Origin of the sequence: Rhizobium sp. 2MFCol3.1, assembly GCF_000377565.1 — a bacterium.
Taxonomy (GTDB): domain Bacteria; phylum Pseudomonadota; class Alphaproteobacteria; order Rhizobiales; family Rhizobiaceae; genus Rhizobium.
Genome location: NZ_KB898363.1, coordinates 139,852 through 164,887, shown reverse-complemented (window position 1 = coordinate 164,887; position 25,036 = coordinate 139,852). Strand labels below are relative to the sequence as shown.

Below are 25,036 nucleotides of genomic sequence, written 5' to 3'. Positions count from 1 at the left end.
AGACAATCTGGAGCCGCGCGTGGTCGCGCGGCTCAACTCGATGGACGCTATCGCATTTGTCCTTCGGTTTCGTCCGCCGGATCGTAGTTTATGTCCCAATCTTTGACGGGCTTCTTCCCCGGCGGGGTCTTGTGTTCGCGCGCATCTTCCGACCCGGTTATCATCGTCGGCTTGGCACTGTGGACGCCACTCGATTTCCTATCCGCTACAGACTTGGCAAACTGACCTTTCGCAAACCGGATGGTGAACATCGCGGTTTTTCCGATATCTCGCGATGGCCGACGAAACGACAGACGAGCGCCCACCTGTTCGGCATCGCCCTCACTATCACGTACCAACGGTAGAAGTTGACCCTACCCGGTTCGCCAAAACTCTCGCCCCCCGCAGGGGAGAACGTAATGGGAACATTCAATTCTGTGAAAAGATGATGGCGATGACCAGTGCTGCGATTGAAGGCAGTGCCTTTCGACCCACTCAAGCAGTACGTTGGCGAAGTCTTAGTACTGCGCTTATAAACGTGCGGCTCCGGTGCGGACGCCACCTGTGAACATCAGCTCAAGTCGACTCCACCAAAGCTTGTGCAAAGTTGGCGAGCCCAGCAGTAGGATGTCGCTTGGCCCTGGCGTATCGACTGACCCTGGGATTCGCAAGTCGCACTTACATCGGCCAGCTAGGAATGCGGAGTACTTGATCGCTTGCGATGGCAAGGGGAAGGAATGCGAACTGCGGCAAAGCCCACTCCTTACGCATGCCAGTTACGTTGTCGCGCTCTCAGGCGCTGTATTTCGCCGAATATCAGTGTGACGTTGGATGGTCCATTCGGAACCTGCCGTGCGGATGTGGCCGCATCGAGCTGGACACATCGGAAATGATGTCCTGTCTTTAACCACAGGGGATTGAAGCAGACTCGGCGGTTGTGTATCGCTGTTACCTCAATCTGGGGGACTTCATGAAATTCCTACTCAAAACCATCTCCATCGCCTCACTGGTGGCTCTCACGGGCTGCGTGACGAGCGAGGACATTCAGTCGGGTGTGAATACTTTCAAGGGCCAGAACTACAAGGCAGCCTTCGCTCAGCTCGGGTTCCCCGATGCCGAGAACAAGATCGCTGGCCACACAGTTTATACGTGGGGCAACCAGAACTCTGGCAGCTACACGGTGCCGACCTATCAGACAGCCACGACCTACGTGAATGGCCAAGCCATCACCACCAACATCCAAGGTTCGAGGACCGAGAGCTTCAACTACGAATGCAGACTCTCGCTCATCGTGAACAGTGCCGGGATCGTGGTGGACACCAAGGTGGAAGGAAACCTCGGTGGCTGTGAGCGCTACGCTCGCTTTGCTCCTAAGCCTCAGCCGAAGAAGGTTTGAAGTTGGCTATCTCGCCGCGTGTGAAACTCCTTGGAGAGTCAACTGACGGCTTTCCCAAAGTTGTTCTCGTACTGACGATCACCGTCGTGACGATAGCAATTGCCGCGTTGACGACGTGGAAATTGAGCTACGAAAAAGAGCAGCGTGAGGTTCGCGATGCGTCTCGCTCTGCAATGGTTCGGCGAGTGCAGAAGCAATGCCAACTTGATCTGGAATGTTTACGCCAAGAGTTGTCGGGACTTTCAGCGGCGGGAGACAACCTGGCCCAATCTCTTCAAGATGAGACGGCTGACTGGACATATTTCATTCTTATTCTCGGTGTGGTAACCGGGGGTGTGAGCGTTTTGGGTTTGGTGTGGATCAGAGCTTCGCTTCTGGCTGCGCGGGAGGCGAATGCTCTCAATGCTGCAGCGATTATCACGTCAGAGCGCGGTTGGGTTTTCTCAACCGTGCGGCCGCTAGACGTTCTTAGGCTAGAGCATGACGGAGAATCTTCATCGCTTCACATTGGCATCACGAATAGAAACGCAGGGAAGACTGCGGCTATCAATGTGCATACCAATGTTCACTCCTCCGATTTACACAGTATTCCCCTTGTGATGGACATGCTTGCGACAGAGTCCCTTGAGTTCGACAGCGAACACCATGGAACGCTGGTTCCGCCAGGAGAGAGCTATGAGCGTGAGTGGAGTTGGACGAACTATGACAGGTTCGAAATAGAGTTTAGAAGCCAGGCCGATTTCATCGTTGGTTGCGTGACATACGAGACGCTGTTTGATGATAAAAAGCATCAGACGGGGTTCGTCTATTTGATAGAACCTACTGATGAATTAAACGGCAAACCTATTCTTAGGCCGTGGTCTGGCGGCTTCGCAACTTAAAGAGCCGTTTGCGTTTCCCACCTGATAATCTCGCTACCGCTCGATCATCAGGTGTCGAGTGACCACGAAGACCTAGAGACTGCATTTTTCAATCTTCTGAGGCGGCTCGATGAACGCCCTCAGGATACCTTGAGCAACTACGACATTTGTGTCCCGCTGATCGGCGAAGGTTACTCTCAAGATGCAGTCTTGAACCTCTTGCTGCCACTCAACGGCCGCGGGGTGATCGAACTGCTGGATGACAACCGGACGAAGGTTCTGAAGCTTGGACGATAATCAGCGTGAGAAGTATGCGGTGCTGGCCCACGACCGACACCTCAAAGAGATATCGGACACTGAGAAGCTCCTGGAGAGTTTCGCTAACAGCGCTATGAAAGCCCCTGCCATAGCTAGTGCGGGTGGCATAGCAGGCCTGCTAGGGTTCTTCTCTGCCAACTCCAAGGCGATCATCCACACGCCTGCAGTGGAAATTTTCAGCGAAGCGGTTACCTACTTCTTCGCTAGCGTATTGCTCGCCGTGATCGTCCCGTCATTAGCCTACATCACCCAGTATTGCTACACGGCTTACCAAGTCCATCACACGATGCACTTCGACAGCCCGTTTGTTCGGCCAAAGCCGAGTGCTGTGCGTTGGCAGGCCTTCGGCTATAGCATCCATCTCATCGCCATACTCCTTGTTGTCGGGTCTATTGTACTACTTGTAGTGGGCGGATTGAAGTTCTTTGAACTCGCGAGCTTTGTCGGCCATCACCCAACAGGCTGCGGACTTTCCCCAAAATGTTTGGTGCAAAAATTTTTGGGGTCAGATCAGATGTAAGGAACTCCGCGTTCCCCCCGGTGGCCCCCTCAAACCAACCTCGACGATCCTTCCGGCCACCGCTGGTGACAAAACGGCATGATACACGATCTCTAATCATTACATGTTGCGCTAGATGATTGATCTGAAGATTGGCCCTAGCGTGCTGTGCAGTGAGGGCTGCCAGGCATCTTCGTGCGTCCAAACGGCCCTCGACCCGACAACCTACCCAAGCTAACCTGAAGGACATCCGTCACCGGTCGTATCGTTATATGCGATCGCCGGGACCACCCGGAGCGTTAAGCACTCGCCGATCAGCTAGGCGCAGGAGCGAGCTTTGCTCGACTGCGCCGTAGTCACCCTATGGGGTGTGACCGCATCACGGGTCCGCGAGATGATCTGTGCGAGACGCGAATCCCTTGTCTGGCCCTAGCCACCTCGGAACATTTGCTGTCTTCCGAACTTCTCTGATGGAAACCATCAGGAGATCATAATGAACGAACGCGACGAACCGTCACTAGCACCATCGGCCGACAGCCCTTCGCAAAACCGGAAGAAAGCGCGATTTGGCCGAGGAGCCGTTTGGATCGGCGTTGCTATCGCACTCGCCGCGTTTGCCTTTTACATCGGAATTGCCGTCTACGGCGGTTATCACGCAGCAAACTAAAGCAAGCGAGGCGAACCCCCGCGGCCCGTGATTATTGCTCGTGCAACTCGGGCCGCCGTTAATGCAAAATGCAAAGAGAGCACGCCGCTCATTTTCAATCTTCTGAAAAGCGCCTCGATAGCTTCGCAAACAACTTTTTTAAGCCGGGCTCGACCACGCGACGAGCTGCTTCCGACGCTGAGACCCAAGCCAACTCTCTTTGACCGCGCTCCGGAAAAATCGATCGGGTCTCTCTCACCTTGATAAGGTGAACCTGGACGTCTGCCGGGACAGCATCCCCATTGGCAAGCACTTTCTCGTACATGAAGCTTCCGAAGGGCTTTATTCCGACCTTGCCTTTCACCCCCGCCTCTTCCCACGCTTCCCGCTTCGCCGACTTGTGCCGGCTGAGGCCTTCTACCGGCCAGCCCTTGGGGATCGTCCATCTCTTGGTTTCACGAGTCGTGATCAGAAGGACGTCGGGTTCGCCGTCGGCGTTCACGCGAAAACACAGGCCGCCAACCTGTTGCAACGGGCGCTTTCGCTTCGGCGGCACCGCGCCGCTGAGCAGTCGTGCAAGAACGGACATCTGCTCCCCTGTCGATGAAGTGGTGGAACCCGCACTAGATGGGGGTGTGCGGGTTCCCGAGAGACATGCACTTCCTGCCATAACGTCGCGACGCGTTTATAGTTGCGACAGTGCTAATATGGGATATGGATGGTTACCAATTCGATAACGAGAAACCGCTAGTAGGACTGCCTTCAATTCCGGGAGCCAGTTGCTGAACCACCACCGCCTTCGCGGCGATAGCACGCGAATTATAGGACTTGGAACATTCCAAAGAGTAGGCCATTGATCGGCGATGAATGAAGAACATTCCATAATCGCCCATCGAAAGGGCATCATCCCGGACGACGCTGACGAAAAATGGCTCCAATCTCTTCCGCCATGCGACATGTATCAGTTCAGGCGTTTTCTAGGAGACGGCGGGAGTCCACTCTTCGTACTCGCACCAGGGTCGACAGCGTTCGCGCCCGTGTGGCTGCTTCTCACATTCGACAGGAACAAACAGCTCTTCCGTGTCACAACGGGGAAGAACCTGATGGCACGGCGGTTGGGGTCAATCCGACAGGTCTATCAAGTCGCCCGGAATTGCGGATTTGCGGGTCTGACGATACCAGTCGAACTGAGAGAATAAATATTCTGAGCCAAGGCTTCCCCGCCGATCTGGGCGACGCTCTGGACCTCGTACTAAGCCAGCGGTTGTCCATCCGACGCATCCCTAGACATCTGCCCTTTGTCGTACGGCCTTTGCGACGACTGACCAATGACCGCCCTCAACGAGACCGAGGGCAATCAAAACCGGTTTAAGGTTGACGGTGACGAACGCTTCCCGAATGCCATTTGCCGCAGCGATGGCGTCCATTGACGACAAATCAACGTTGCCCAACCCTGCTTCCGACGAAATGTCGGAAGACTGAAAGGCAAGCTGTCTGGTCTTGGTCGCAACTTGGATGACCGCGGCGCAAATGTCGTCCCAGCGCGGCGGGGGACTTGGATACTCGGGAAAACGAAGAGGGCTTGCTCCCCATTCGGTCTCCCTTGCCTGCCCCAAGGCAATCAACGCCTCGCATCCAAACATGAATTCCTTTTTGCTCAGATGTAGCCAGCCCACGACCTCATCGTAAGGAATGTTATACGAAAGAAACTCGGCGACTGGCCTGGCCCAAGTGGCAAACCTGATGGCTTGTGTCCTCTCCGCTTTGTCGCCCTCAACCATCCGCTAGTTCCTTCGCGAGTTCGTAGACGTCGTGCCGGGCTATAGACATGGCATGCCAGGTTCCCGGCCCCGTCCCTCTATTCTGCCAAATGTGGGAGATGCGGATAAAGCCGAGCTGCGACCGCTTTCCGCATGGCGATCGCGAGCGGATCACTGAAGATTTCCAATGCCCGTGCAGCTTCGTGTGGACCAAGCCAGCCGTCCTCTATCCGCCAGAACTTGTAGAACAGCTCGTCGAAGTCGAAACGCCTGATCCAGAGGACAGTGGATATTGCCTGCTCACGGGTCTGGGGCGGCGACCTGATCACCGCGTCTGAGTTTTCTCCGCTCTGATCCGGAATCGCGGTGTAAATCGCGATATCTTTTTCAGTAACCTGAGAGAAGCGGTCGACGGCTTCTCGAATATGATCGGGCATTCGAGCGCATGCCTTGTCAAGAGCGTCCAGAAATCGCGGGTGATCTGTGAAGTCGATGCGCCATTCCCGGGGGCTTTCGCGCCAAAGGATCGTTTCTGCGGCTTCGGTCCACTCGAACCCGTCCAGCACGTCAAGAAGACGAAGAATATTCGTGACGTCGGGATGCGAACGTGCGGCCCAGGACCTGTCCCCAAAGCGATGCAAGCTGTCGAAGCCCTCTCCGACTACTTGCGTCGCCTTGTCGTCATCGTTCGAGCGAAAGATGATCAAGCCGCTTTGCCCGGCGAGGTACAAAATCGCAACCGCCACATCGTCCTGCCGAGGCAAGATCGCAGGTAGGGATGGACCTGTGAGCGGGATCGCCCCGTCCTCTGTGGCCTCAGCCTGCCCGAGCGCGACGAGTGTCTCGCATCCGATTTGATAAGCCGTCAGAAAGTCGTGGTACCAGCGGACTTTGCTGTCGCCGGGCAAATTGCTGAAGAGGAACCTAATCACTGGATCGCACCACCGCGGCGGTGCGGACCCAGATTCAGTTATCACGACGCAGTCCTGCGCAAACGCCCCTGTCGAAGAGGCCTTGGGGCGAAAATCCCCGGCTAACACCGCCGCGATGTCATGCGATGTCTTGAGGGACTTCCAATGGAGCAGCTTGTCACTGAGCAATTCGACGTCTGTGATTTCATCGACGTTCGCGCCCGCGAGGTCTGCGAACGCGCTGATAGGCGTCGTGAATGTCGAGCCGTTCATGAAATCGATTACGAGCGTCCCCGATGTGTGATCGTACCTGGCGCTCCGCGGCAAGGGATTGCGGCCGGAGCCTGTCCTATGGGTCCCTGCATCTCCTGACCGAACGCTTCGCCGGCCGAGCGGCTCATAGTCGATGCCGTCAAGCGCTGAGCCAAACGAGAGACTTCCGCCATTTTCGCCCATATTCACGTCCGGTTCCGGCTCCAGAGGTTGTTTCGGCGTCATCTCGATAACTCCTCGGATTGGGTGAGTACCAGGAGAACCGCAGTGAGAGAGCATTCTCGTTATCTCCTATCAGTCACCAAGGGATGTTTTGTGCGATGTGCTCTCGCACATCAGGTTTCCATCATGTACCCGGGGTCAAACCCGTTTTTTGTCCGCGATAATCCGCGCGAGTTGGTCAGAGACCGCCTTTATGACCATCGTTCGGTTTGGAATCGAGCTCTTGGTCAGGTGCCGTTAACAGCGACTCCCGCCGTCGTTCGATTAGTGCTTCAACGCGTACCTTCATCTCGCGGGACGAGATTGTCGGGCCGTTGAGGCGGTCATCAAGAAACTTTCTAACCCTAGCGTTCGACAGGTCGCTGGCAGACACCGACGGTTTGTCACTCATTGTCTCCGACCTCCGTGCGCCGCTCTGGAGCCTCATCGCCCGGATCAGGAGCGGTATCAGGCGCTTGGTCAAGAATAGTGATCGCCTCCGCGACGAGTTTTGCCTTCAAGCCAGGGTCGCTGTCGACCTGGACCGTAAAGCTAGGATCGAAGCCAGTGTTTTCTCCGGGATATCCGCGGGGGTTGGAAACTACCCTGCAGGTGTCGAGCACGTAGTCGTTCCGATGGTGAACGTGCCCGTGCACCCAAAGCGCGGGACCAGTCTCAAAGATGAGTTCCTCCATATCCGAGGCATAGGACGCTGAGATCGGATCAGTTCGGTATCCACTCGCAATCGAACGGGACGACGGCGCGTGGTGGGTCACAACGACAACCTTTTCACCCCGCAGCCTCCGTAGCTCGGAGGCGATGAACTCTCTGGTCTCGACATGCATCCTGTAGGAATGGGTCGGCTTGAACTTCACATAGGGGGTCTTGGAAAACTTGATCTTCTTGTAATCATTCATGTCATGGGCTGCGTACGACATCGCGACTTCGGGATTGAAACCGAATAGATGAAAATCGGACCACAAGGTACCGCCCACGAAATGGACGCCCCCTATCTCTACGGTCCTGTTTTCAAGGAAATGGACTCCGGAGCCGAAAGCCTCGGCCGCGTCCAGGCTCTCCTTGACCGAGGCACCATAGAACTCATGGTTCCCGGCGCTGAACACCACAGGCTTGGTGTGGCCAATGTTTTGCCGAAGCCACTCGATGCTCGGCTTGATCCCCTTGGTCAAAACGTCGCCTGCGCAGACGACAACATCCACGTCTTCAGGGGGCCTGTATTTAAAAGGCACCCCAAACTCGAGATGGAGGTCGGAGATCGGCCAAATATTCATTAAGGGTCTCGCTGTTCAGCTAAGCATGGAAGGTGGGGTAAATATAGAGCTACAAATGCCGAACGCACGTTCAAGGCTAACGGATCAAGTTCGATCGAGGGCCCGCGCTCGGCCTCGCCCAGCGAGCCGGACTGCGCGGCATTCATGGCCCCGAGTTCGCTCCGCTTCGACCGCTTGGCCATCACATCCCAGCCCTTCTTGGTGGTTTCGCAAGACTGACTATGGAACGGCGGTGGTCGCGGATGATGTCTTGGACCTCCTCGCCCGCCAACTCACCCGCTTCAAGCAATCGCTCAGCGACCGCGTCCAACGCTGGCTGTTGCGAGCGAATTGTTGCCCTCGCGCGCGAAAGCTGGGTTTCGAGGATATCATGGACCTCGCGCCTCAATTCGGGCAGGTAAAGACGTAAATTGGAGGAGTCGCCCCGTTCGAAATTTGCTGCGACCAACGTATGTCCCATACCGAGCGACCCCGCGAGTGCGGTAGCAAGATCAGTGGCGCGGTTGAGGTCGGACTCATCGGCACCGCCCGCACCGTCGGTGAATGAACCATACACCTCAAGCTCGGCAGCAATGCCGCCAAGAAAGGTAGCGATCGCGTTCTCGAAGAACTGTCGCGTCCGCCGCTGGGGAGCGGGCGGCTGGTACTCGACGTAGCCCAGTTCTCGAATTTCGTCGTCGACTTTGTGGCGCGATATCTTGATGCGAGAGATCGGCGAATGCCCCAATTCGAAGCTGACGACAGCATGGCCCGCCTCATGGATAGCCAAGGCACGTAGATAGGACTCGGGAAGTTTGGTGAGTGGTCGGAGATTGCTGACGATGTGCTCGCTGTTGAGGTCTTGCGATTGTCGTCGCGCAGCGCGTCTGGCATCGCGAACTAGTCGCTCGATGTCCGCTCCCGTTAGACCTTCGGTCGCCATATCGTAAATCTCGTAGTCGGCAGTGCACATGGTGACCCCGCTGTGGAGTTTCAGGATGGCCCTCCTCGCTGTGGCATTCGGCAAGGGAACCGCGATATGGCGGTCAAGTCTTCCGGGTCTTCTAATAGCAAAATCCAGGCGGTCTGGGTGGTTGCAGGCTCCCATTACAACCACCCCCTCGCGACGTTCGAACCCGTCGAGTAACTGTAGCAACGCGGTTATCACGTTACGCATGTAGGCGCTGTTCCGGTCTTTCTCACCACGGCTGCCGAGAACATCGATTTCGTCAATGAACAGGATCGATGGTGATTTCTCTTTGGCTTCGGCAAAGGAAGCCCTCATGGCCTTGAGGTGCTCGTCGAGCGCTCCCGCCTCCTGCCATCTTGAAGCAGACCCGTAGATGATCGGAATTTTACAGGTGTTGGCTAAAGCACTGGCGAACATGGTTTTGCCAACGCCAGGTGGACCCGAAACCAAGACGCCGTTGTCGACATCTCTCCATGGAATGATGCCCGCTTTGAAGTCTGAGATGTCCTTTGCCAAGTCGTAGCCCCACTCAATGAGGCTCCCGAACCCGTGCATTTCCAAGAGCGTTGGCCCAGCAGGGGTCGGTGAACCCTTTGGCTCGGCCACTTCTTCTGCGATGGTCTTTGGAAGACTCCGCAGACGCTGGATCGCCTGAAGCGGACTGCGTCGATCTTGGAAAGCTCGGCTCAAGCGGGGCCACGGCTCTGTGAGAAGAAGGTCAACGTTTTCGCTGGTGACAGGAAGACCCGCCCGCCGTAGTGCGGCCTGCGCATGTCTGGCCGTACGAGAGCCAAGGGGCACCACGGCATCCGAGAGTAGCCGATCGTCTTCTTGAATTTCGTAGGATGGTGGTGCGAATAAAATTGCGCGCTCGTCACGCAGCGCTTCCGCCTCATGACGAAAATTCTTGTCGCTCCATTGTAATACGTTGCCCGCGAACCGATACGAATGCCAAATCTGCGCCGCAAAGAACCGGGCAGCTTCGGCGAAGACGGGATAATAAAAGTCTTCGCTCGCGACCAGGGTCACGATGCTCTTCGTGCCGTTCCTGTTAAAAGAGCGGAGTGCGCGGGCTACAGCGCAGTAAGCCATGAATACAGGCAACGTCACGGGTAGGTCGTTTTCGTCGAGCTTTTTTCGCCAAGGCACGCGAAAGCGTTTGCCGGACTGTTTATTCGGCATCGAGGTCTCCAATTGGGCTGCAAGGAATTTCTATCGACGGCCGGCTGATACAGCATCGTTTCCGGCGTCGGGCGGCTCGTAAGAGCCGAGCCTGTACCAACGTGACAGAGTTCTCGCTAAACGGCGTGTAGGATCGATGTAGTAGACTTCACTTGTGATGGCGCGTCGTCCGTCGCCAATGCTGGGATGGCCGAACGTGTGTCCTACAAGACATGGGGCCGCGCGAGTTGCGAACGACCACGACGTCATCAAGGTGGCAGGATGCGGTTCCGAGCGTCCTAAAGTGACGGCCTCAAGATCGTCCGCAAGAGTACGCAATCGATCAATTGTGCTGGAGGAAGTCGACCAACGCCAGCGCGACTCAAGCGAAGCCATTTCATCCATTTAAGCCTCCAAATATTCGACGTAGAATCAAACGTCATAAATAACCTTATAATTATTTTCTGACGTAATAATAGACGTCATAAGCAAGTGTTGACAATTTTTTCCGCTACCGGCTTCTCGGACGAATGAGGACCCCCGCACCGTCAGAAAGCCTTCGTGTCGCGCGAGCTCTTTTGCGCCGGTCGCAGCGTGACGTCGCGGAAGATGCTGGCATCAGTCAGAAGACGCTTAGCGAACTGGAGAACCATCAGGCCAGCTTGATCGACAAAAACCTGCAGCTGGTCGATTTCTATGCAAGCAAAGGCATTGAATTCGTCGGTGAAGCCCAGGTCGGAAAACCGGTAAGGCACGCAGGTGCTAAGTGGGCCGCACCGAACGGCCCTGACGCCACAGATGCACAGAAAGCAAAATTCCGATCAGAAGATCAGCCTGTCAGCTTTGGAGCTGCAAGGGCGCTGCTCCAAAAGCATCAGTCATATGTTGCTGCGGCCATAGGCGTATCTAATCCGACCGTCCAGAACCTCGAAAACAGTTATACGCGCTCCCCCGTCTCGGAGAGGCTCAAGCTGTGGTACGAGGAGCAAGGCGTCGTGTTCACCGGCTGGGGGGATGTAAAGAGCGGGCGGTTTTATGGTGTGGGCGTTCGGTGGGCGGACAGAGGCGAGGAGTAACCGCTTTCCGACCAGGACCAGGGCAGCGTTATCCAGTGGCTTCACCCACTACGTCTCTCCGTAGGGCTAAACGAAACATCTTCCGGGTTACCGCCGAAACTGAGCTGGGTTGAAGGGAGCTTTGATCACCGCTCCCGCGAACTGATCGAGTGACAACAATTCGCCAGGACAGCGCGCGCGTAGATTTTCTAAATCACTGAAAAATGTACGGCTAGGAAAAACTATTGATTCTGAAGCGGAGATTTCTTCCGAAAAGCGTCAGCAAATTTTTCCCACTATACGCCATTGGTTGCCCGATCCACATGATCGGCCAATCATTCAAAATGATTGATGATAGCCATAAACTCTATTCGTTTGATTGATGGGCCACGAAGGACCATATCAGTAACAACGGATTCACAACCGAGAGACGTCGGTCGATACGAGAAAGGACATTCGACATGACCACGATCACCTTCAGAGACAACAAGCTGTCCCATGTGGCGCATCATGACCACTCCCTGTCAGCCTACGCCCGCAAGGTTGCCCGCGCATGGCATCAGTGGCAGGCAGCACGCGAAATCGAAGCCATGCCGATCGACATGCGCAAGGATTTCGGCTGGCCGTCGGCGGATAATGTAGACGACCACAAGGCGATGTAATGGATGCGACATACCTCCCCGCATGAGAGCGGCGCCTGCTTACCCGCAGCGCCGCTTTCGTCGTTTTGGGCCCCTCGTGATTTAATCTTGAATATCAGGAACATGTATTTCTAAAGGGGCTTTTGGCGAACATTTGTTCTTGGCAAAAGCCAATTGACCGGCGTCAATTAAAGCAATGTCGCATTTTTGCTCTTTGCGGCCGCATTTTTCCATGAGAATGTCGCTTTCTGAATATCTAAGCGGCGCAATCCAAGCACCAATAGCGCATTGGCCCTCCATCATGGATTTCTCGCATGAGCAAGATGTCGCATAAGAAACGCTCCATCGTCTTCTTCATGGTACCGCAGTTTACGATGCTGCCCTTTTCGGCCGCGATCGATACGCTGCGCATCGCCAACCGCATGCTGGGCTACCAGGCCTATACCTGGCGCCTGACATCGGTTGATGGCGAAAAGGTCTATTCCTCCTGCGGCATCGGCGTCGAGGCCAATACGTCGCTGGCGGACGAACGTCGCAATCTAGGCGGCGAGAACCGCCCGAGCATGGTGCTGGTCTGTTCCGGCATCGACGTCGAGGAATTCAACAACAAGTCCGTCAATGCGTGGTTGCGCGAATCCTACAATCGCAGCGTCGCCGTCGGCAGTCTCTGTACGGGCGCGCATGTGCTTGCCCAGGCCGGTCTCCTGAATGGCAAGCGCTGCGCGATCCACTGGGAAAACCTGCCGGGCTTCTCCGAAGCCTTCCCGCAGGCGGAGGTCTATGCCGATCTCTACGAAGTGGACAGCAATCTCTACACCTGCGCCGGCGGCACCGCCTCGCTCGACATGATGCTCAACCTCATCGGCGAGGATTTCGGCGAAACGCTTGTCAACCGCGTCTGCGAGCAGCACCTGACCGACCGCGTCCGCAGCCCGCACGACCGCCAGCGCCTGCCACTGCGCGCCCGCCTCGGCGTCCAGAACGGCAAGGTCCTGTCGATCATCGAATTGATGGAAGGCAATCTCGCCGAGCCCTTATCGCTGCTGGAGATCGCAGACGGGGCCGGCCTGTCGCGCCGTCAGATCGAGCGCCTGTTCCGCCAGGAAATGGGCCGCTCCCCTGCCCGCTACTATCTCGAGATCAGGCTCGACCGCGCCCGTCACCTGCTGGTGCAGTCGTCGATGCCTGTCGTCGAAGTGGCTGTCGCCTGCGGCTTCGTCTCCGCGTCGCACTTCTCCAAGTGTTATCGCGAACTCTACCATCGCTCGCCGCAGCAGGAGCGCGCCGAGCGGAAGATGACGATGGCAACCGCCCGGCAGGCCATCGCGGCCTGAGCCTTACGACAATTGCCCACGATAGCGGCCGCAAATCGCTATCGTGGATGCGACATTACTCCGCCGCGGCCGTCACCACGCGCGCGTCGGAATAGACTTGGTTACGCCCGTGATGCTTGGCCATGTAGAGATACTGGTCAGCGGCATTGAGATAATTCTCGAACGTCTCGTACCCGCCGATTTCGGCGACGCCGATCGAGACGGTGACCGAAATGTCCTCGTCCTCGGCCACGATCTTCAGCGCTTGAATATCCTCGCGCACCCGATCGCAGAGCGCCGTCGCAGCGGCTGAATCCAGTCCAGCAAATAGCATCGCGAACTCCTCGCCACCCACGCGCGACAGCAGATTGTCACTGCCGATGAACTCGCTCTGGAGCCGCGTCGCGACTGCCTTCAACACCCTGTCGCCAATCTCATGGCCATACGTATCGTTCAAACGCTTGAAATGGTCGATGTCGAGAACTGCAACTGATGCCGGCTCTAAGTTGCGCAGACACTCCGTGACGATTCGCGGTCCCTGGTCGTAGAAGTAACGCCTGTTGTAGAGCCCGGTCAGATAGTCGCTCGCCGCAGCAGCCCGCAGCTGCTTGATCTGCGTCAGTGTCTCGATGTTGTGCGAGATGCGACATTGCAGCTCTTCCGGCACGAACGGACGATAGACGAAATCGCTGGCGCCGGCCTTCAGAAAGCTTGCGGACAAGAACCTGTCTCCCGACGAGGAAATTCCGATCACCCGGATGCGCTCGTTGCTATAGCGATTGCGGATCCGCCGCGTCAGCTCGTAGCCATCCATATCAGGCATATGATGGTCGGTCAGAACCAGCTCGATATCGCCGTATTTTTCCAGCACTTCCAGCGCCTCGATGCCGGTTCCAGCCTGGCACACCTTGAATTGCTGCGCTTCCAGGAGTTCGACGAGCGCGCTTCGGGCCGACACCACATCATCGACGACGAGAACACGGGTCTTTCGGTTGGAAATGGCGCGCCGTACGGCGGCGATCAGATTGTCGAGCGCGAACTCGTTATCCTTCACGACGTAATCGACGATATTGCGAGACGCGATCCGGTTGCGCACATCGACATTGAACGACCCTGTGAAGACGATGGCAGGGATGTCATGTGCGAGGATTTGATCAAGCGCGTGTCCATCCGGCGAACCCGGCAGATTGAGACCGACAACCGCCATGGTGAAACCGTCAGTGGCTTCCAGAAGCGCCGCGTCGAGCGCTTCCTGGGACCCGCAATGCGTCACCGTCAGCCCAAGCTCCGTTTCGAAACGGTGCGACAGGACGGACGAGAACATGCGCGAATCCTCCACCAGAAGAACCGTGCGCCCCTCGCGTTGCGAAGTCTGTCGTTCACGCAGAAGGTCTGATTTCATGTCGGTCACCTGCCTCGTGCGGCTTTGCCTGGCAAACGAAAATCCGTCCCGCGCCGCATCCGGTCAAAAGACCGCAGGCGGGCGCGAAAGGAGATTTTCATCGGTTGGGTATGGGAGTGGACAGCACTCCCGGGAGTGCCATCAGCCCCGGGAGTGATGGCCTCACTCCGGTGCATGGATTGGCGAACATTGCCGCTCAGGCGCTCTTGCGCGCCGGCTGCATCGACTGGATCTGCAGCAACGTATCGAGGTTCTGATTGACCCGGCAATAGAACTCTTCGTCGATGAACGGACGCAGCATGAAGTCGTTGCCTCCGGCCTTCAGGAACCGCGCCGAAAGCAGGCGGTTGGAAGACGACGAGACGCCGATGATCCTGAGTTCATGCGAGCCGATGCTGGAGCGGATACGGCGGGTAAGCTCGAAGCCGTCGATATCGGGCATGTTGTAGTCGGTGATCATCAAGCCGATGTCACGGTTCGCCTTAAGCGTTTCGAGCGCCTTGGCGCCGCTATCGGCCGTGCTGACGCGAAAATTGTATCGCTTCAGGCGGCTGGAGAGCAGCGCGCGCGCCGTCGGGCTGTCATCGACGATCAGCACGTGATGACGATGATTGGTCAGGAAGCGGCAGACGGATTCAGCCAGAAGATCGACCGCAAACACATTGTCCTTGAGGATGTAGTCGACGATCTCCTTGGCGATCAGCTTGTCGCGCATACCTTCCTGGAAGGTGCCGGTGAACACGATCGTCGGGATGCTGAGATCCACCAGATATTCCAGAGCCTCGCCGTTCTCAGCGCCCGGCAGGTTGATGTTGGAGATGGCGAGCGTGATTTCCTGGGAAGACTTGTCGTAGCAGAGCTGCAGCTCTTCGAAGTTGCGGCAGATTTCCACCTCGATGTCGAAAAGCTCCTTCAACCGCGTGCTGATCATGGAGGTGAAGACGTTGGAGTCTTCGGCGACAACAATACGTACGTTCTCAAACATGCCACCGGAATACTGCATCCCGGAAATACCCAAAAAAGCCATTTCAAAACCCCAAGAAGAAAATCGTCTGCTTGGTTCAAATCGCTACATCAGGCTGTTTGAATAAGTATTAAACGGACCCATTCTTGGGCGAGCAAAATAGCTTTCAGCGCAAAGGATGCGGCTTTCTTGGCAACATGATTAAAGGACTATTTTGCGCGCTTTAATCTATAACCTAGTGACCGGTTCAAGGCATCACGCGCGGACGAACGCGACCACAGACAGGCCCTGCGCTCGCATCGCCTAGCCGTCGGCCTTTCCGCGAAGGCGACGCACTCTGCCATCGTCTTCCTCGATATCGCGGCTTTCTACCTGTTCGTCCACCACTGGCTCCGGCGCCAGGATATCGGCATCAGGGGTGACGGTATCCGGCTGGCGATGGAACACCACGTCGCTCTGCGGCAGAGGTATTTCGATCGCCTCCTGGCGGAAGCGCTTGAGGATCGCGATCCTGAGATCATTGCGCACCTTCAACCCGTCGCCCATGTCGCCGAGCATGAAACGCAGCTCGAAATCCAGCGAATAAGGGCCGAAGCGCAGGAACTCGACATGCGGTTCCGGATTGCGCAGCACCAGTGGCACCGCATTCACCAACTCGAGCAGGATATCCATCACCTTCTGCGGGTCGGAATCGTAGCTCACCGAAACAGGAATCTCGGAGCGCCCCATCTTGTTGCGATGGGTCCAGTTGCCGACATTGGCGTTGATCAGCTCCGAGTTCGGAACGATGATCGACTGCTTGCGGAAGGTCTCGATCTCGGTGGCGCGCACCGAGATACGCTTGACGATACCTTCGGCCGTACCCGAAACAACGTGGTCGCCGACCTTGAACGGCCGCTCGACCAGCAGGATCAGGCCGGACACGAAGTTCGACACGATGTTCTGCAAGCCGAAACCGATACCGACCGACAGTGCCGAGGCAACGAGCGCGAAGCTTGACAGATCGATACCCGCAGCCGACACGCCGATCAGCGCCGCGATACCGACGCCCAGATAGCCGATGCCCGTCTTGACCGAGTTACGTACGCCAAGGTCGACATGGCTGCGGGCCATGACGTTGTTGTCGAGCCAGCGCTGGATCCAGCGCGTCAGGAGATAGCAGCCAGCAAACAGCAGGATACCCGTGAGTATGCCGACCAGCGATATGCTGATGCCGCCGAGCCGGACCTCCGTGAACAGGCGATAGGCGATCAGCTGCAGGTCCTGCACATGGAAGCCCCAGAGCAGCAGGATGAGCGGAATGCCGGTGGCAAGCGCCACGCCATAGATGCAGAAGCCGACGAGCAGCCCGACCTGGTCGATCACGACAGGCCCAAGCTTGAAGCGCGACGCCAAATACTGGCCCGGCCGCGTATCGCCGAAAGTTTCCGTCCGCGAAATTGCCTTGCCCGAGAGCAGGCCGATATAGGTCGTGACGCCGATGGCGCCGGTAAAGATCAGCTGCGAGGCGATGAAGCGCGCGAAACCGACATAACCGGTGAGCGCCGCGAAGATGAGGCCGCCACCGAGTACGCGGAGCACGATCGCCAGCCCCTTCGGCCAATGCCGGCCAGGCGCATCGGGATCACGGCTCTTCGCCATCATCGGCCGCCCGAAGGACGCCGCGATCAGTATCAGGCCGATGATCAGCGCCGCGATCCAGCTGCGGACGACGGTGAGAACAAGCGGCGAGCCCATCGATTCGCTGATGCTGCCGAAGAAGAAATCGAGTGCATGAACGATCGCCATCGCCAGCAGGCAGGCGCTGATCGAGCTTGCACCGCGATTGGACAGGCGGACGAGACGCCATTGCGGGTCGCGTGGCGCGAACACGGCATTGGTGAAGCGCCGAACGAAATAGATGACACCGATCGTCGAAAACAGCGCCGCTACTACAGGCGCGATGTCGGGTCTCAGGACATTGAAGCTATCGAGGAAGAGATAGGACGTGACCAGCAGTGTCGCGAGCGACAGCGTTCTGACCAGCGTCGACCAGAAGGCAATCGAAAGCCGGCTGATATAGGAGGGCGGCTCATCGCTCTCCTTGCGCTGCAGATAGTGCCCGAAGAGCCGGTAGCTGCCCGACAGAAGGATCAGCGCTGTGGCGAGCGACATGAAGATAGCGGCGGCAAAGGCGAAGGCCTTGAACTTCAGCACGAAGCCAAGCCAACTCGCCAGCGCCTGCTGGAATGCGCCCACTTCCTGGACAAACGCGGTGCCGGCGTCGGCAAGCACGGAGGCGGAAATGTCGCTGCGGCGAAGCAGCGTCGCGGCAAACAGCTTGCGGCGGAGTTCCGCGATCTGGTTGCTCATCCGGCCGAGCGAGGAGGTCAGCGTTTCAGCATCGCCTTGCACCACGTTGAGCTGCGCGCGCTCCGACATCAAGGCATTCCGCTCGTTGGCAACGATCTCGGCCTCGGGCGGTTGCCCGTCCTTCGGCGGCTCGCCGAGCTCGGCCAGGCGCGCTTTGATCTGATCGAGACGCGGCGTGATGCCGCCGGAAATCCCGGCAACGCCGCGATTGAGCTCATCGGCCCGCCCCGCCAGCGCCACCAACCCGTCATCGTCGTCGACGCTCTGCTTCACGCTTTCCTGAAGTGCCGCGAAATCGGCCTTCGCCTTGGCCATATGCTTGGCGGCCTGATCGCCCGGCCCGCTGGGTGCGGCAGCGTTCTGCTCGGCGGCTGGCTGCGCGCTCTGCGTCGGCGCGGCGGGTGGTGGTGTCTGCGCATGGCTGGAACCAGCGCCGGCCACGGCCAGCGAGACAAACAATAAGCTCTGAAGCAGAAAACGTGTCAGCCGCAAGGTATCCCCGCCAAGTTTGGTAGCAAGTTCGGTAGTAAGAACGAGCGCCCGCTTTTCATAGGAAAGAAAGGCGACAGAAAGGCGACGCGGCTCGAAGCAATCATCTGAGCCCTCGCTATCACGTCACGATCCGGACAGCGACGTGGAAATCGGCCGCACCCGGATCATCGTCCAGGCGCTACCGCTGACGCTTGTGCCCCGAAACCTCGGCGCCGGCATCGTGAGGCAACTGCAAAAACCGCAGCGTCGATGCGACGCCGATCGCGCCGATGACAACGAAAGCCCAGCGAAAATCGACAAGCCCGGGATCGCTGAGCCCGCGAACGGCAGCCGACACGTTGAGAACGGCGGCCGCAATCGCGACACCGAGCAACATCGACATCTGCTGCAGCATGCTCGACAAGGTCGAGGCCGAGCTTCTCTGCGCGCCGCTGATATCGGCAAAGGCAATCGTGTTGAGCGCGGTAAACTGCATGGAGCGCGACAAGCCTGTGATGAACAGCAGCGCATAAATCACCACACGCGGCGTCTCCGGCACGAGAAAGCCGCAAGCCGCGATCGTCAGCGCCGCGATCAACCCATTGAAGAAAAGCACCGTCCGGAAGCCGAACCGCGCGAGCAACGGCGTCGTCACCGTCTTCATGCTCAGATTGCCGAGGAAATAGACCAGCAGATAGATACCCGCCTCGATCGAGCTCAGTCCGAAACCGAGCTGGAACAACAGGGGCAGCAGAAACGGCGGTGCGTTGATGGACGTGCGGCTCGCCGTTCCGGCCGACAGCGTGGCGATCGCGAAGGTCTGCACCTTGAACGAAGAGAGATCGAGCAGCGGATTGTCGACCCGCATGAAATGCCGGTAAGCCAAGAAAGACAAGACGATACCGGCAACCAGCATGGCGCCGACAAGCAAAAGACCGCCATGCCATTTCGCCGACAGTTCGAGCGCCGCCAGAAGAAGCGTCAGCCCGGCGCCGCTCAGGATAAAGCCGCGTACGTCGAGCCGCCCGGCATCCTCCTCGCGCTGCTCCGGCACGAAACGCCAGACAAGCGCCATGCCGAGAACGCCGATCGGAAGGTTGATCAGGAAGTTCCAGTGCCAGCTTGCATAGGTGGTGATGACGCTTCCGAGCAGCGGCCCGATGACGGGCGCCGTCAGCGCCGGCCACGTAATGAGTGCAATGGCCTGCACCAGTTCGGACTTGCGCGCGTTCTTCAACACGATGATCCGCCCCACCGGCGTCATAAGCGCGCTGCCGGCGCCCTGGACCGCACGGGCAAGCACGAATTCGCTCAGATTCTCGGAGAGCCCGCAGAGCAGCGAGGCGACGGTAAACACGGCGATGGACGCCATGAAGACGCGCCGTGCGCCATAGCGATCGCCAAGCCAGCCCGACAGCGGAATGAATGCCGCCATGGTCAGCATGTAGACGGTGATGCCGATGCTCATCGATATCGTGGGAACACCGAAGCTCGCCGCCATCTGCGGCAGCGAGGTGGTGACGATCGTGCCGTCAAGGATCTGCATGAAGAAGGATACGGCGACGACCAGCGCCACTATTTTCGAACGGCGCGCGCTGCCCGCGTCACCATCCGCCTCGACCGTCTCAACTGCTGTCATCAATCTGCCAATGTGAAATCTGGATCAAACGGCCGGCAACAGCACGTGCGGCGTGGGGCGTCGGTCGAACCCGATCGTAGATAGGCCCATCCCGCCGAGCGGGAAAGGGAAAAACGACCTGCGCGGGCAATTTCGATGAGCCGGCGCACATGACATCAATCAAATCTGCGGCCTCATCAACCGAGGATATTGGTGATCGCGCGCAAAAACACGCCCGCCCCGATCGGGATCAACGCCTCGGGAAAATCATAATCCGGATTGTGCAATTGCGGATGCGTTTCACCCGACCCGAGAAAGAACATCGCCGATGGCGCGACGGTTCGAAACAGCCCGAAATCCTCCGAGCCCTTCATCGGCAGCAGGCGGCTGTCGCTCTGGTGGCTGACACCCTCGTCATCCAGCGCTCGGCGTAGCGCATCGACGGCTTCCGGCGAATTGAAGCACTGATGAAACACATCCTCGTAAGTGATCTCGATCGTCAGCCCGGCCGCATCCGCCTCGTTCTTCGCCAGCATCTCGGCGCGCTGCACCAGCCCGGCCATCCGCTCGTCGGTCAGCGTCCTGAGCGTCGCCCATATCTCCGCCCGCCCGGGGCTGATGCCGAAGGCGGGCTCGCCGAGCCGGGCATGGGTGACGGTCACCAGCGCGAAGTCGGGACCGACAGGTGCGACGCTCCCGAGCGCGGTCAGCCCGCCAAGCAGGTTCGCCAGCGCGAATGTCGGCGCAACGCCATCCTCCGGGCAGGAGGCGTGCGAAGTCTTGCCGTTGAGAATGATCTTCATACCCCGCGACGCGCAGTTGACGGGACCTTCGCGCAGCAGCACATGCCCAAGCGGCACACCGGGAAGATTGTGCAGCGAGAGCGCCATATCGGGCTTCAGCGTCGCGAACTGAGGATCAGCGAGAACTGCGGCGGCACCGGCGCCATTCTCCTCGGCCGGCTGGAACAGGAGGATCACACGCCCCTTGTTCGGCCGCTTCTGCCCAAGCGCGGTTGCGACCGCCATCAGGATCGACATGTGGCCGTCGTGACCGCAAAGATGCCCCTTGCCGGGGATCGTCGAGCGGTATTCCTCGTTGGAGATCTCCTCGATCGGCAACCCATCGAGCTCGCAGCGGATGAGCACCGTCGGCCCCGGAATGGCCCCGTCATAGACAGCGGCCACGCCATGGCCGCCAAGGTTCGACACGATCCGATCGGGCTTTGCCAGAAGCAGCGCTTCCTGCACCCGGCGCGCGGTCTCGACCTCTTCGCCCGACACTTCGGGATAGCGGTGAAGCTCGCGGCGAAACGCGGTGATATTTGAAAGCTCTTCCTGCGTCAGAAACATCGGCCTCATCCTGCAAATCTGCCGCATGCTATGTGCGCCTGACCTGGGTAGCAAGCTGCTTCGTGAAACGGGGAAGTTGTCCCGCACAGTCGATAGCACGGCCGAACTTTCGCTTTTCGGATTCGGCTTATTTGTATATGTAAGGGCATATTCACAGGAGAACAGCATGGACGCGGATGAAGCCGACCGGTACCGGGCGCCTGCCTTGGACAAGGGGCTTGATATCCTCGAGCTTCTTGCGAGTGTCGAGGAGGGGCTGACCCAGGCGGAAATCGCCAAGCGCCTAGACCGCAGTCCCAACGAATTCTACCGCATGCTCGACAGATTGGTGCGCCGCGGCTATGTCACCAAGCTTGAGGGCGACCGCTTCACGCTGACGTTGAAGCTCTTCGGCCTCTCCCAGCTGCACGCCCCTGCCCGCCGTCTCGCATCCTTCGCCATGCCGCTGATGCGCGACCTCGCGCAGCGCACCCGCCAGGCGAACCATCTCGTGGTTTTCGACCGCGGTTCCGCCGTCGTTATCGCCCAGCACGAGGCGCCGAACTACTGGGGTATATCGATCCGCGTCGGCTCGCATATGAGCTTGCTCGAAACAGGATCCGGCCACGTGTTGCTCGCTTTCCGCACCGATGAGGAGCGCGAGATGATGATCGCCGAGCACGCCCGCGATCCCAAGGCCAAGCGGCCGGGACCGGAGTTCTATCAGCGCCTCAGCGATATCCGTGAACGCGGCTACGAGAAAATGCCGAGCGCCCAGACCGCCGGCGTCCACAACCTCTCGGCCCCGATCCTCGGCCCCGACGGCCGCGTCATCGCCGCCCTCACCTGCCCCTATATCGGCCTCGTCAACGCGCCTGACGCACCCGATATCGACGGGACGATCGTCATGCTGCAACAGGCCGCGCGCGACCTCTCACTGCTGGCCGGATCGGACGTGAAAATCACGGGCTGAGCGGGCGGGAAAGCTTCCCCGCAGCCGCTCATTCGTGTCGAGCCAAACCTATACGGCGATCTCGGCCGGCGCGGCAGCCATGTACTCCTCCAAAACCGCGGCTTGCTCCCTCGTCAAGCGCAAGCCCTCCTTCGTTCTCCTCCAGAGCACGTCATCGGCGTGTCTCGCCCATTCGTGCTCGATCAGGTAGCGAACCTCCACCTCATAGAGATCGCTCCCGAAACAGCGCCCGAGATCCTCGGTCCCGCGCGCCTGTCCCAAAAGCGCCGCGGCCTTCGTGCCGTAGCGGCGAACGAGGCGGCGGGCATGCGTATCGATGAGAAACGGATAGCTGCCCTTCAGCTTGCGCACTTCCGCCTCGTATCCCTGCGCCGGAAAGTCGCCGCCGGGCAGATGGCTCTTGGCCGTCCACGGGGCACCCTTGGCGCCGATCGCAGCACTGATCTTCTCCAGCGCGTGCTCCGACAGCCGGCGATAGGTCGTGAGCTTGCCGCCGAACACGTTGAGCAACGGCGCCGGCGCGCCCTCGCCTTCGAGTTTCAGCACGTAATCGCGCGTCGCTTCCTGCGCCTTGGACGCGCCATCGTCGAACAGCGGGCGCACGGCCGAATAGGTCCAGACGATATCTTCCGGCCGCACCGGCTCGTTGAAATATTCGCTCGCGGCCTTGCAGAGATAGGTCGTCTCTTCGTCCGAAATCTTCACATCCTTCGGATCGGCCTTGTAGTCGCGATCGGTGGTGCCGATCAGCGTGAAATCCTGCTCGTAGGGGATCGCGAAGATGATGCGGTTGTCGGGGTTCTGGAAGAAGTAGGCCCGGGGATCGTTGAACTTCTTCTTCACGACGATATGGCTGCCCTGGACGAGACGTACATGCCGCGCCTCGTTCTGCCCGAAGGCAGCGCGAATGACGTGATCGACCCACGGACCAGCAGCATTGACCAGCATACGAGCCTGGAAGTGCCGCTTCTCGCCGGTCACCGTATCCACAGTCTCGATCGCCCAGACACCGTTCTCGCGGTGCGCGGAGACGACCTTGGTGCGCGGCATTATCAGCGCCCCCTTGTCGGCGGCGTCGCGGGCGTTCAGCACCACCATGCGGGCGTCGTCGACCCAGCCATCGGAATACTCGAACGCCTTCGAGAGGAGCGACTTCAACGGCTTGCCCGCCGGATCGCGGCGCATGTCGAGCACCTTGGTCGGCGGCAAGAGCTTGCGGCCGCCAAGATGATCGTAAAGAAACAGCCCCAGCCGGATCAGCCATGCCGGCCGGATCCCGCCTTTGTGATAGGGCAGCACGAAACGCATCGGCCAGATGATATGCGGCGCCATCGCCCACAGGATCTCGCGCTCCATCAGCGATTCGCGCACCAAACGAAACTCGTAATGCTCGAGATAGCGCAGGCCGCCATGAATGAGCTTGGTGGCGCCGGAAGACGTGCCGGAGGCGAAATCGTTCATCTCCGCCAGCGCAACGGAGTAGCCGCGCCCGATCGCGTCACGCGCGATACCGCAGCCATTGATGCCGCCACCGATAACGAAAAGATCGTGAATCTGACCGCTCACGCGTCCCATGCCCCCAGAAAATGCCGCAACGCAAACAAGACAACGCAATTGCGAAAGTGAAAACAGTTAAAGCGAAACTCATTCGAATGTCAAACGAATGTTTCGCACAGTTATGCCGCGCGCCGATGTCGGGCGTGTGACAGCGCGAAAGGCCTGCGCTCGAAATTATCGAGGAATTTCAATTGGGCTCGGCAACCCGGAAATAGGCGCGAGGCGGCGCGCCAAGCATGCGCTTGAACATGGTGGTGAACGCCGCGACGCTTTCGTAACCGAGATCGAACGCAACTGTTGTGACCGGCTGGCCCGCCGCCAGCCGTGGCAACGCCGTAAACAAGGCAGCCTGCTGCCGCCATGTCGAAAGGCTGATGCCGGTCTCGCGCCGGAATGCGCGGGTGAACGCCCGCCGGCTCATGTTCAGCTGCTCGGCCCAATCGTCGATCAGGAGCCGCGCGGTCGGGTTCGCCAGAAAGGCGCGACAAAGCCCCGCAAGCCTGGCGTCGCCGGGAATGGGCAGGCCAAGCGAGCGGTCCGGCAGCCGCGAAATCTCCTCGAGCAGCAGCGCGACCACCAGCCGCTGCCGCCGCGAACCTTTAAGATCACCACTTGGCGACACCGCTTCGATGATCAGCGCACGCGCAAGATCGGTAAGCCCGACCACGCGGATGGCCTCAGGCAGCGCGACCAGCGCATCGGAGCTGATATAGGCCGAGAGCATTGTCACCTCGCCCAGCATGTCCACCGAGTGATCCAGCCCGGCCGGTATCCACAGCGCGTGCTCCGGCGGCACCATCCAGCGCCCCTGCCGCGACGACACCATGACCACGCCGGTGCGCGCATAGACGAACTGCGCGCGGCTGTGCCGATGGGTGGCTACGTGATAGCCCGAGGGGTACTCGGACGGGATCGTGTGAACCGGCTCGGACGCAGCCTCGATGGCCGCCAACCGCTCGACATGGAGCTTGGCCAGTTCGGCCGATGTCATATTTTGCAACGCTTTCATAAGCCCTGGCCCAATCGCGAAAGAATGAGACCAAAACACGAAAGCGGGACTATCACAAGGAGACTATGCGGATAGTCAGGTTCTCAGGAGGAACATCGTGACAAC

Annotated in this window: 24 protein-coding genes; 9 read left to right on the top strand and 15 right to left on the bottom strand. The window is 58.7% G+C overall.

Features of this window, described 5'->3' with window-relative positions:
* Positions 1-47 precede the first annotated feature (47 nt).
* A complete protein-coding gene (locus D460_RS0120610) occupies positions 48-251 on the bottom strand; it encodes a hypothetical protein (RefSeq protein WP_018900478.1) in 204 nt (67 codons plus the stop codon).
* A gap of 698 nt (positions 252-949) precedes the next feature.
* On the opposite strand from D460_RS0120610, the gene D460_RS0120605 reads away from it, so the two are divergent.
* The 5 genes from D460_RS0120605 (at position 950) to D460_RS36445 (ending at position 3,719) form a co-directional block, all read left to right on the top strand.
* Entirely contained in the window at positions 950-1,375 is a 426-nt protein-coding gene (locus D460_RS0120605; protein WP_026283348.1) for a hypothetical protein, read from the top strand.
* Between the two features lie 2 nt (positions 1,376-1,377).
* Positions 1,378-2,256, top strand: a complete 879-nt coding sequence (locus tag D460_RS0120600) for a hypothetical protein (RefSeq protein ID WP_155947798.1) — start codon at positions 1,378-1,380, stop codon at positions 2,254-2,256.
* A gap of 129 nt (positions 2,257-2,385) precedes the next feature.
* Complete coding sequence (locus D460_RS36450; protein ID WP_018900475.1) at positions 2,386-2,532, top strand: hypothetical protein; 147 nt, start codon at positions 2,386-2,388, stop codon at positions 2,530-2,532.
* The gene (locus D460_RS0120590; protein WP_018900474.1) at positions 2,522-3,073 is read left to right on the top strand and encodes a hypothetical protein; all 552 of its coding nucleotides are present in this window, start codon (positions 2,522-2,524) and stop codon (positions 3,071-3,073) included. The genes D460_RS36450 and D460_RS0120590 overlap by 11 nt, the downstream gene beginning before the upstream one ends.
* A 472-nt stretch (positions 3,074-3,545) precedes the next feature.
* Positions 3,546-3,719 (top strand): hypothetical protein, encoded by a 174-nt coding sequence (locus D460_RS36445; RefSeq protein ID WP_018900473.1) that lies wholly within the window; start codon positions 3,546-3,548, stop codon positions 3,717-3,719.
* Between the two features lie 94 nt (positions 3,720-3,813).
* Here the strand turns inward: D460_RS36445 and D460_RS0120585 are convergent, their stop codons facing one another.
* The 6 genes from D460_RS0120585 to D460_RS0120555 form a co-directional block, all read right to left on the bottom strand.
* Entirely contained in the window at positions 3,814-4,287 is a 474-nt protein-coding gene (locus D460_RS0120585; protein WP_018900472.1) for an NUDIX hydrolase, read from the bottom strand.
* 694 nt (positions 4,288-4,981) lie between these two features.
* A complete protein-coding gene (locus D460_RS33375; RefSeq protein WP_018900470.1) occupies positions 4,982-5,479 on the bottom strand; it encodes a hypothetical protein in 498 nt (165 codons plus the stop codon).
* Positions 5,480-5,556: 77 nt separating this feature from the next.
* On the bottom strand, positions 5,557-6,867 hold the full coding sequence (locus D460_RS34595) for a hypothetical protein (protein ID WP_018900469.1): 1,311 nt from the start codon (positions 6,865-6,867) through the stop codon (positions 5,557-5,559).
* Between the two features lie 175 nt (positions 6,868-7,042).
* Positions 7,043-7,255 carry a hypothetical protein gene (locus tag D460_RS33365; RefSeq protein WP_018900468.1) on the bottom strand — a complete coding sequence of 71 codons (213 nt, stop codon included), beginning with the start codon at positions 7,253-7,255 and terminating at the stop codon, positions 7,043-7,045.
* Positions 7,248-8,135 (bottom strand): metallophosphoesterase, encoded by an 888-nt coding sequence (locus tag D460_RS0120565; RefSeq protein ID WP_018900467.1) that lies wholly within the window; start codon positions 8,133-8,135, stop codon positions 7,248-7,250. Before D460_RS0120565 ends, D460_RS33365 begins: the two co-directional genes overlap by 8 nt.
* A 181-nt stretch (positions 8,136-8,316) precedes the next feature.
* Positions 8,317-10,266 carry an AAA family ATPase gene (locus tag D460_RS0120555; protein ID WP_018900465.1) on the bottom strand — a complete coding sequence of 650 codons (1,950 nt, stop codon included), beginning with the start codon at positions 10,264-10,266 and terminating at the stop codon, positions 8,317-8,319.
* A 557-nt stretch (positions 10,267-10,823) separates the two neighbouring features.
* On the opposite strand from D460_RS0120555, the gene D460_RS0120550 reads away from it, so the two are divergent.
* Together D460_RS0120550 and D460_RS0120545 are read left to right on the top strand one after the other, a co-directional pair.
* A complete protein-coding gene (locus tag D460_RS0120550) occupies positions 10,824-11,321 on the top strand; it encodes a helix-turn-helix transcriptional regulator (RefSeq protein WP_018900464.1) in 498 nt (165 codons plus the stop codon).
* A 440-nt stretch (positions 11,322-11,761) separates the two neighbouring features.
* Positions 11,762-11,962: a hypothetical protein gene (locus tag D460_RS0120545; RefSeq protein WP_018900462.1), complete on the top strand. Its 201-nt coding sequence runs from the start codon at positions 11,762-11,764 to the stop codon at positions 11,960-11,962.
* A gap of 81 nt (positions 11,963-12,043) precedes the next feature.
* On the opposite strand, the gene D460_RS36030 is transcribed toward D460_RS0120545, so the two are convergent.
* A complete protein-coding gene (locus D460_RS36030; protein WP_155947797.1) occupies positions 12,044-12,244 on the bottom strand; it encodes a hypothetical protein in 201 nt (66 codons plus the stop codon).
* A gap of 11 nt (positions 12,245-12,255) precedes the next feature.
* Here D460_RS36030 and D460_RS37165 point away from each other — a divergent pair, with 11 nt between their 5' ends.
* On the top strand, positions 12,256-13,275 hold the full coding sequence (locus tag D460_RS37165; RefSeq protein WP_018900461.1) for a GlxA family transcriptional regulator: 1,020 nt from the start codon (positions 12,256-12,258) through the stop codon (positions 13,273-13,275).
* A gap of 55 nt (positions 13,276-13,330) precedes the next feature.
* Here D460_RS37165 and D460_RS0120535 read toward each other — a convergent pair whose 3' ends face one another.
* From D460_RS0120535 to D460_RS0120515, 5 genes are all read right to left on the bottom strand, one after another.
* Positions 13,331-14,656: a diguanylate cyclase gene (locus D460_RS0120535; protein WP_018900460.1), complete on the bottom strand. Its 1,326-nt coding sequence runs from the start codon at positions 14,654-14,656 to the stop codon at positions 13,331-13,333.
* Positions 14,657-14,852: 196 nt separating this feature from the next.
* Positions 14,853-15,683 carry a response regulator gene (locus D460_RS0120530; protein WP_026283344.1) on the bottom strand — a complete coding sequence of 277 codons (831 nt, stop codon included), beginning with the start codon at positions 15,681-15,683 and terminating at the stop codon, positions 14,853-14,855.
* Positions 15,684-15,923: 240 nt separating this feature from the next.
* Positions 15,924-18,464 carry a mechanosensitive ion channel family protein gene (locus D460_RS0120525; RefSeq protein ID WP_026283343.1) on the bottom strand — a complete coding sequence of 847 codons (2,541 nt, stop codon included), beginning with the start codon at positions 18,462-18,464 and terminating at the stop codon, positions 15,924-15,926.
* Between the two features lie 178 nt (positions 18,465-18,642).
* Positions 18,643-20,082: an MFS transporter gene (locus D460_RS0120520; RefSeq protein ID WP_018900457.1), complete on the bottom strand. Its 1,440-nt coding sequence runs from the start codon at positions 20,080-20,082 to the stop codon at positions 18,643-18,645.
* A 176-nt stretch (positions 20,083-20,258) separates the two neighbouring features.
* Positions 20,259-21,413 (bottom strand): amidohydrolase, encoded by a 1,155-nt coding sequence (locus tag D460_RS0120515; protein WP_018900456.1) that lies wholly within the window; start codon positions 21,411-21,413, stop codon positions 20,259-20,261.
* A gap of 166 nt (positions 21,414-21,579) precedes the next feature.
* Between D460_RS0120515 and D460_RS0120510 the strand changes: the two genes are divergently transcribed.
* Positions 21,580-22,365, top strand: a complete 786-nt coding sequence (locus D460_RS0120510) for an IclR family transcriptional regulator (RefSeq protein WP_018900455.1) — start codon at positions 21,580-21,582, stop codon at positions 22,363-22,365.
* Between the two features lie 48 nt (positions 22,366-22,413).
* Here the strand turns inward: D460_RS0120510 and glpD are convergent, their stop codons facing one another.
* Together glpD and D460_RS0120500 are read right to left on the bottom strand one after the other, a co-directional pair.
* Positions 22,414-23,940: a glycerol-3-phosphate dehydrogenase gene (glpD, locus tag D460_RS0120505; protein ID WP_018900454.1), complete on the bottom strand. Its 1,527-nt coding sequence runs from the start codon at positions 23,938-23,940 to the stop codon at positions 22,414-22,416.
* Between the two features lie 169 nt (positions 23,941-24,109).
* Entirely contained in the window at positions 24,110-24,913 is an 804-nt protein-coding gene (locus D460_RS0120500; protein ID WP_018900453.1) for a helix-turn-helix transcriptional regulator, read from the bottom strand.
* Positions 24,914-25,036: the final 123 nt, after the last annotated feature.

Excerpts from the sequence above, each read along its gene's own strand:
- D460_RS0120610 (WP_018900478.1), bottom strand. The coding sequence starts at position 251 with ATGTTCACCATCCGGTTTGCGAAAGGTCAGTTTGCCAAGTCTGTAGCG.
- D460_RS0120605 (WP_026283348.1), top strand. The coding sequence starts at position 950 with ATGAAATTCCTACTCAAAACCATCTCCATCGCCTCACTGGTGGCTCTC.
- D460_RS36445 (WP_018900473.1), top strand. The coding sequence starts at position 3,546 with ATGAACGAACGCGACGAACCGTCACTAGCACCATCGGCCGACAGCCCT.
- D460_RS0120585 (WP_018900472.1), bottom strand. The coding sequence starts at position 4,287 with ATGTCCGTTCTTGCACGACTGCTCAGCGGCGCGGTGCCGCCGAAGCGA.
- D460_RS33375 (WP_018900470.1), bottom strand. The coding sequence starts at position 5,479 with ATGGTTGAGGGCGACAAAGCGGAGAGGACACAAGCCATCAGGTTTGCC.
- D460_RS34595 (WP_018900469.1), bottom strand. The coding sequence starts at position 6,867 with ATGACGCCGAAACAACCTCTGGAGCCGGAACCGGACGTGAATATGGGC.
- D460_RS33365 (WP_018900468.1), bottom strand. The coding sequence starts at position 7,255 with ATGAGTGACAAACCGTCGGTGTCTGCCAGCGACCTGTCGAACGCTAGG.
- D460_RS0120565 (WP_018900467.1), bottom strand. The coding sequence starts at position 8,135 with ATGAATATTTGGCCGATCTCCGACCTCCATCTCGAGTTTGGGGTGCCT.
- D460_RS0120555 (WP_018900465.1), bottom strand. The coding sequence starts at position 10,266 with ATGCCGAATAAACAGTCCGGCAAACGCTTTCGCGTGCCTTGGCGAAAA.
- D460_RS0120545 (WP_018900462.1), top strand. The coding sequence starts at position 11,762 with ATGACCACGATCACCTTCAGAGACAACAAGCTGTCCCATGTGGCGCAT.
- D460_RS36030 (WP_155947797.1), bottom strand. The coding sequence starts at position 12,244 with ATGATGGAGGGCCAATGCGCTATTGGTGCTTGGATTGCGCCGCTTAGA.
- D460_RS37165 (WP_018900461.1), top strand. The coding sequence starts at position 12,256 with ATGAGCAAGATGTCGCATAAGAAACGCTCCATCGTCTTCTTCATGGTA.
- D460_RS0120535 (WP_018900460.1), bottom strand. The coding sequence starts at position 14,656 with ATGAAATCAGACCTTCTGCGTGAACGACAGACTTCGCAACGCGAGGGG.
- D460_RS0120530 (WP_026283344.1), bottom strand. The coding sequence starts at position 15,683 with ATGGCTTTTTTGGGTATTTCCGGGATGCAGTATTCCGGTGGCATGTTT.
- D460_RS0120520 (WP_018900457.1), bottom strand. The coding sequence starts at position 20,082 with ATGACAGCAGTTGAGACGGTCGAGGCGGATGGTGACGCGGGCAGCGCG.
- D460_RS0120515 (WP_018900456.1), bottom strand. The coding sequence starts at position 21,413 with ATGTTTCTGACGCAGGAAGAGCTTTCAAATATCACCGCGTTTCGCCGC.
- D460_RS0120510 (WP_018900455.1), top strand. The coding sequence starts at position 21,580 with ATGGACGCGGATGAAGCCGACCGGTACCGGGCGCCTGCCTTGGACAAG.
- glpD (WP_018900454.1), bottom strand. The coding sequence starts at position 23,940 with ATGGGACGCGTGAGCGGTCAGATTCACGATCTTTTCGTTATCGGTGGC.
- D460_RS0120500 (WP_018900453.1), bottom strand. The coding sequence starts at position 24,913 with ATGACATCGGCCGAACTGGCCAAGCTCCATGTCGAGCGGTTGGCGGCC.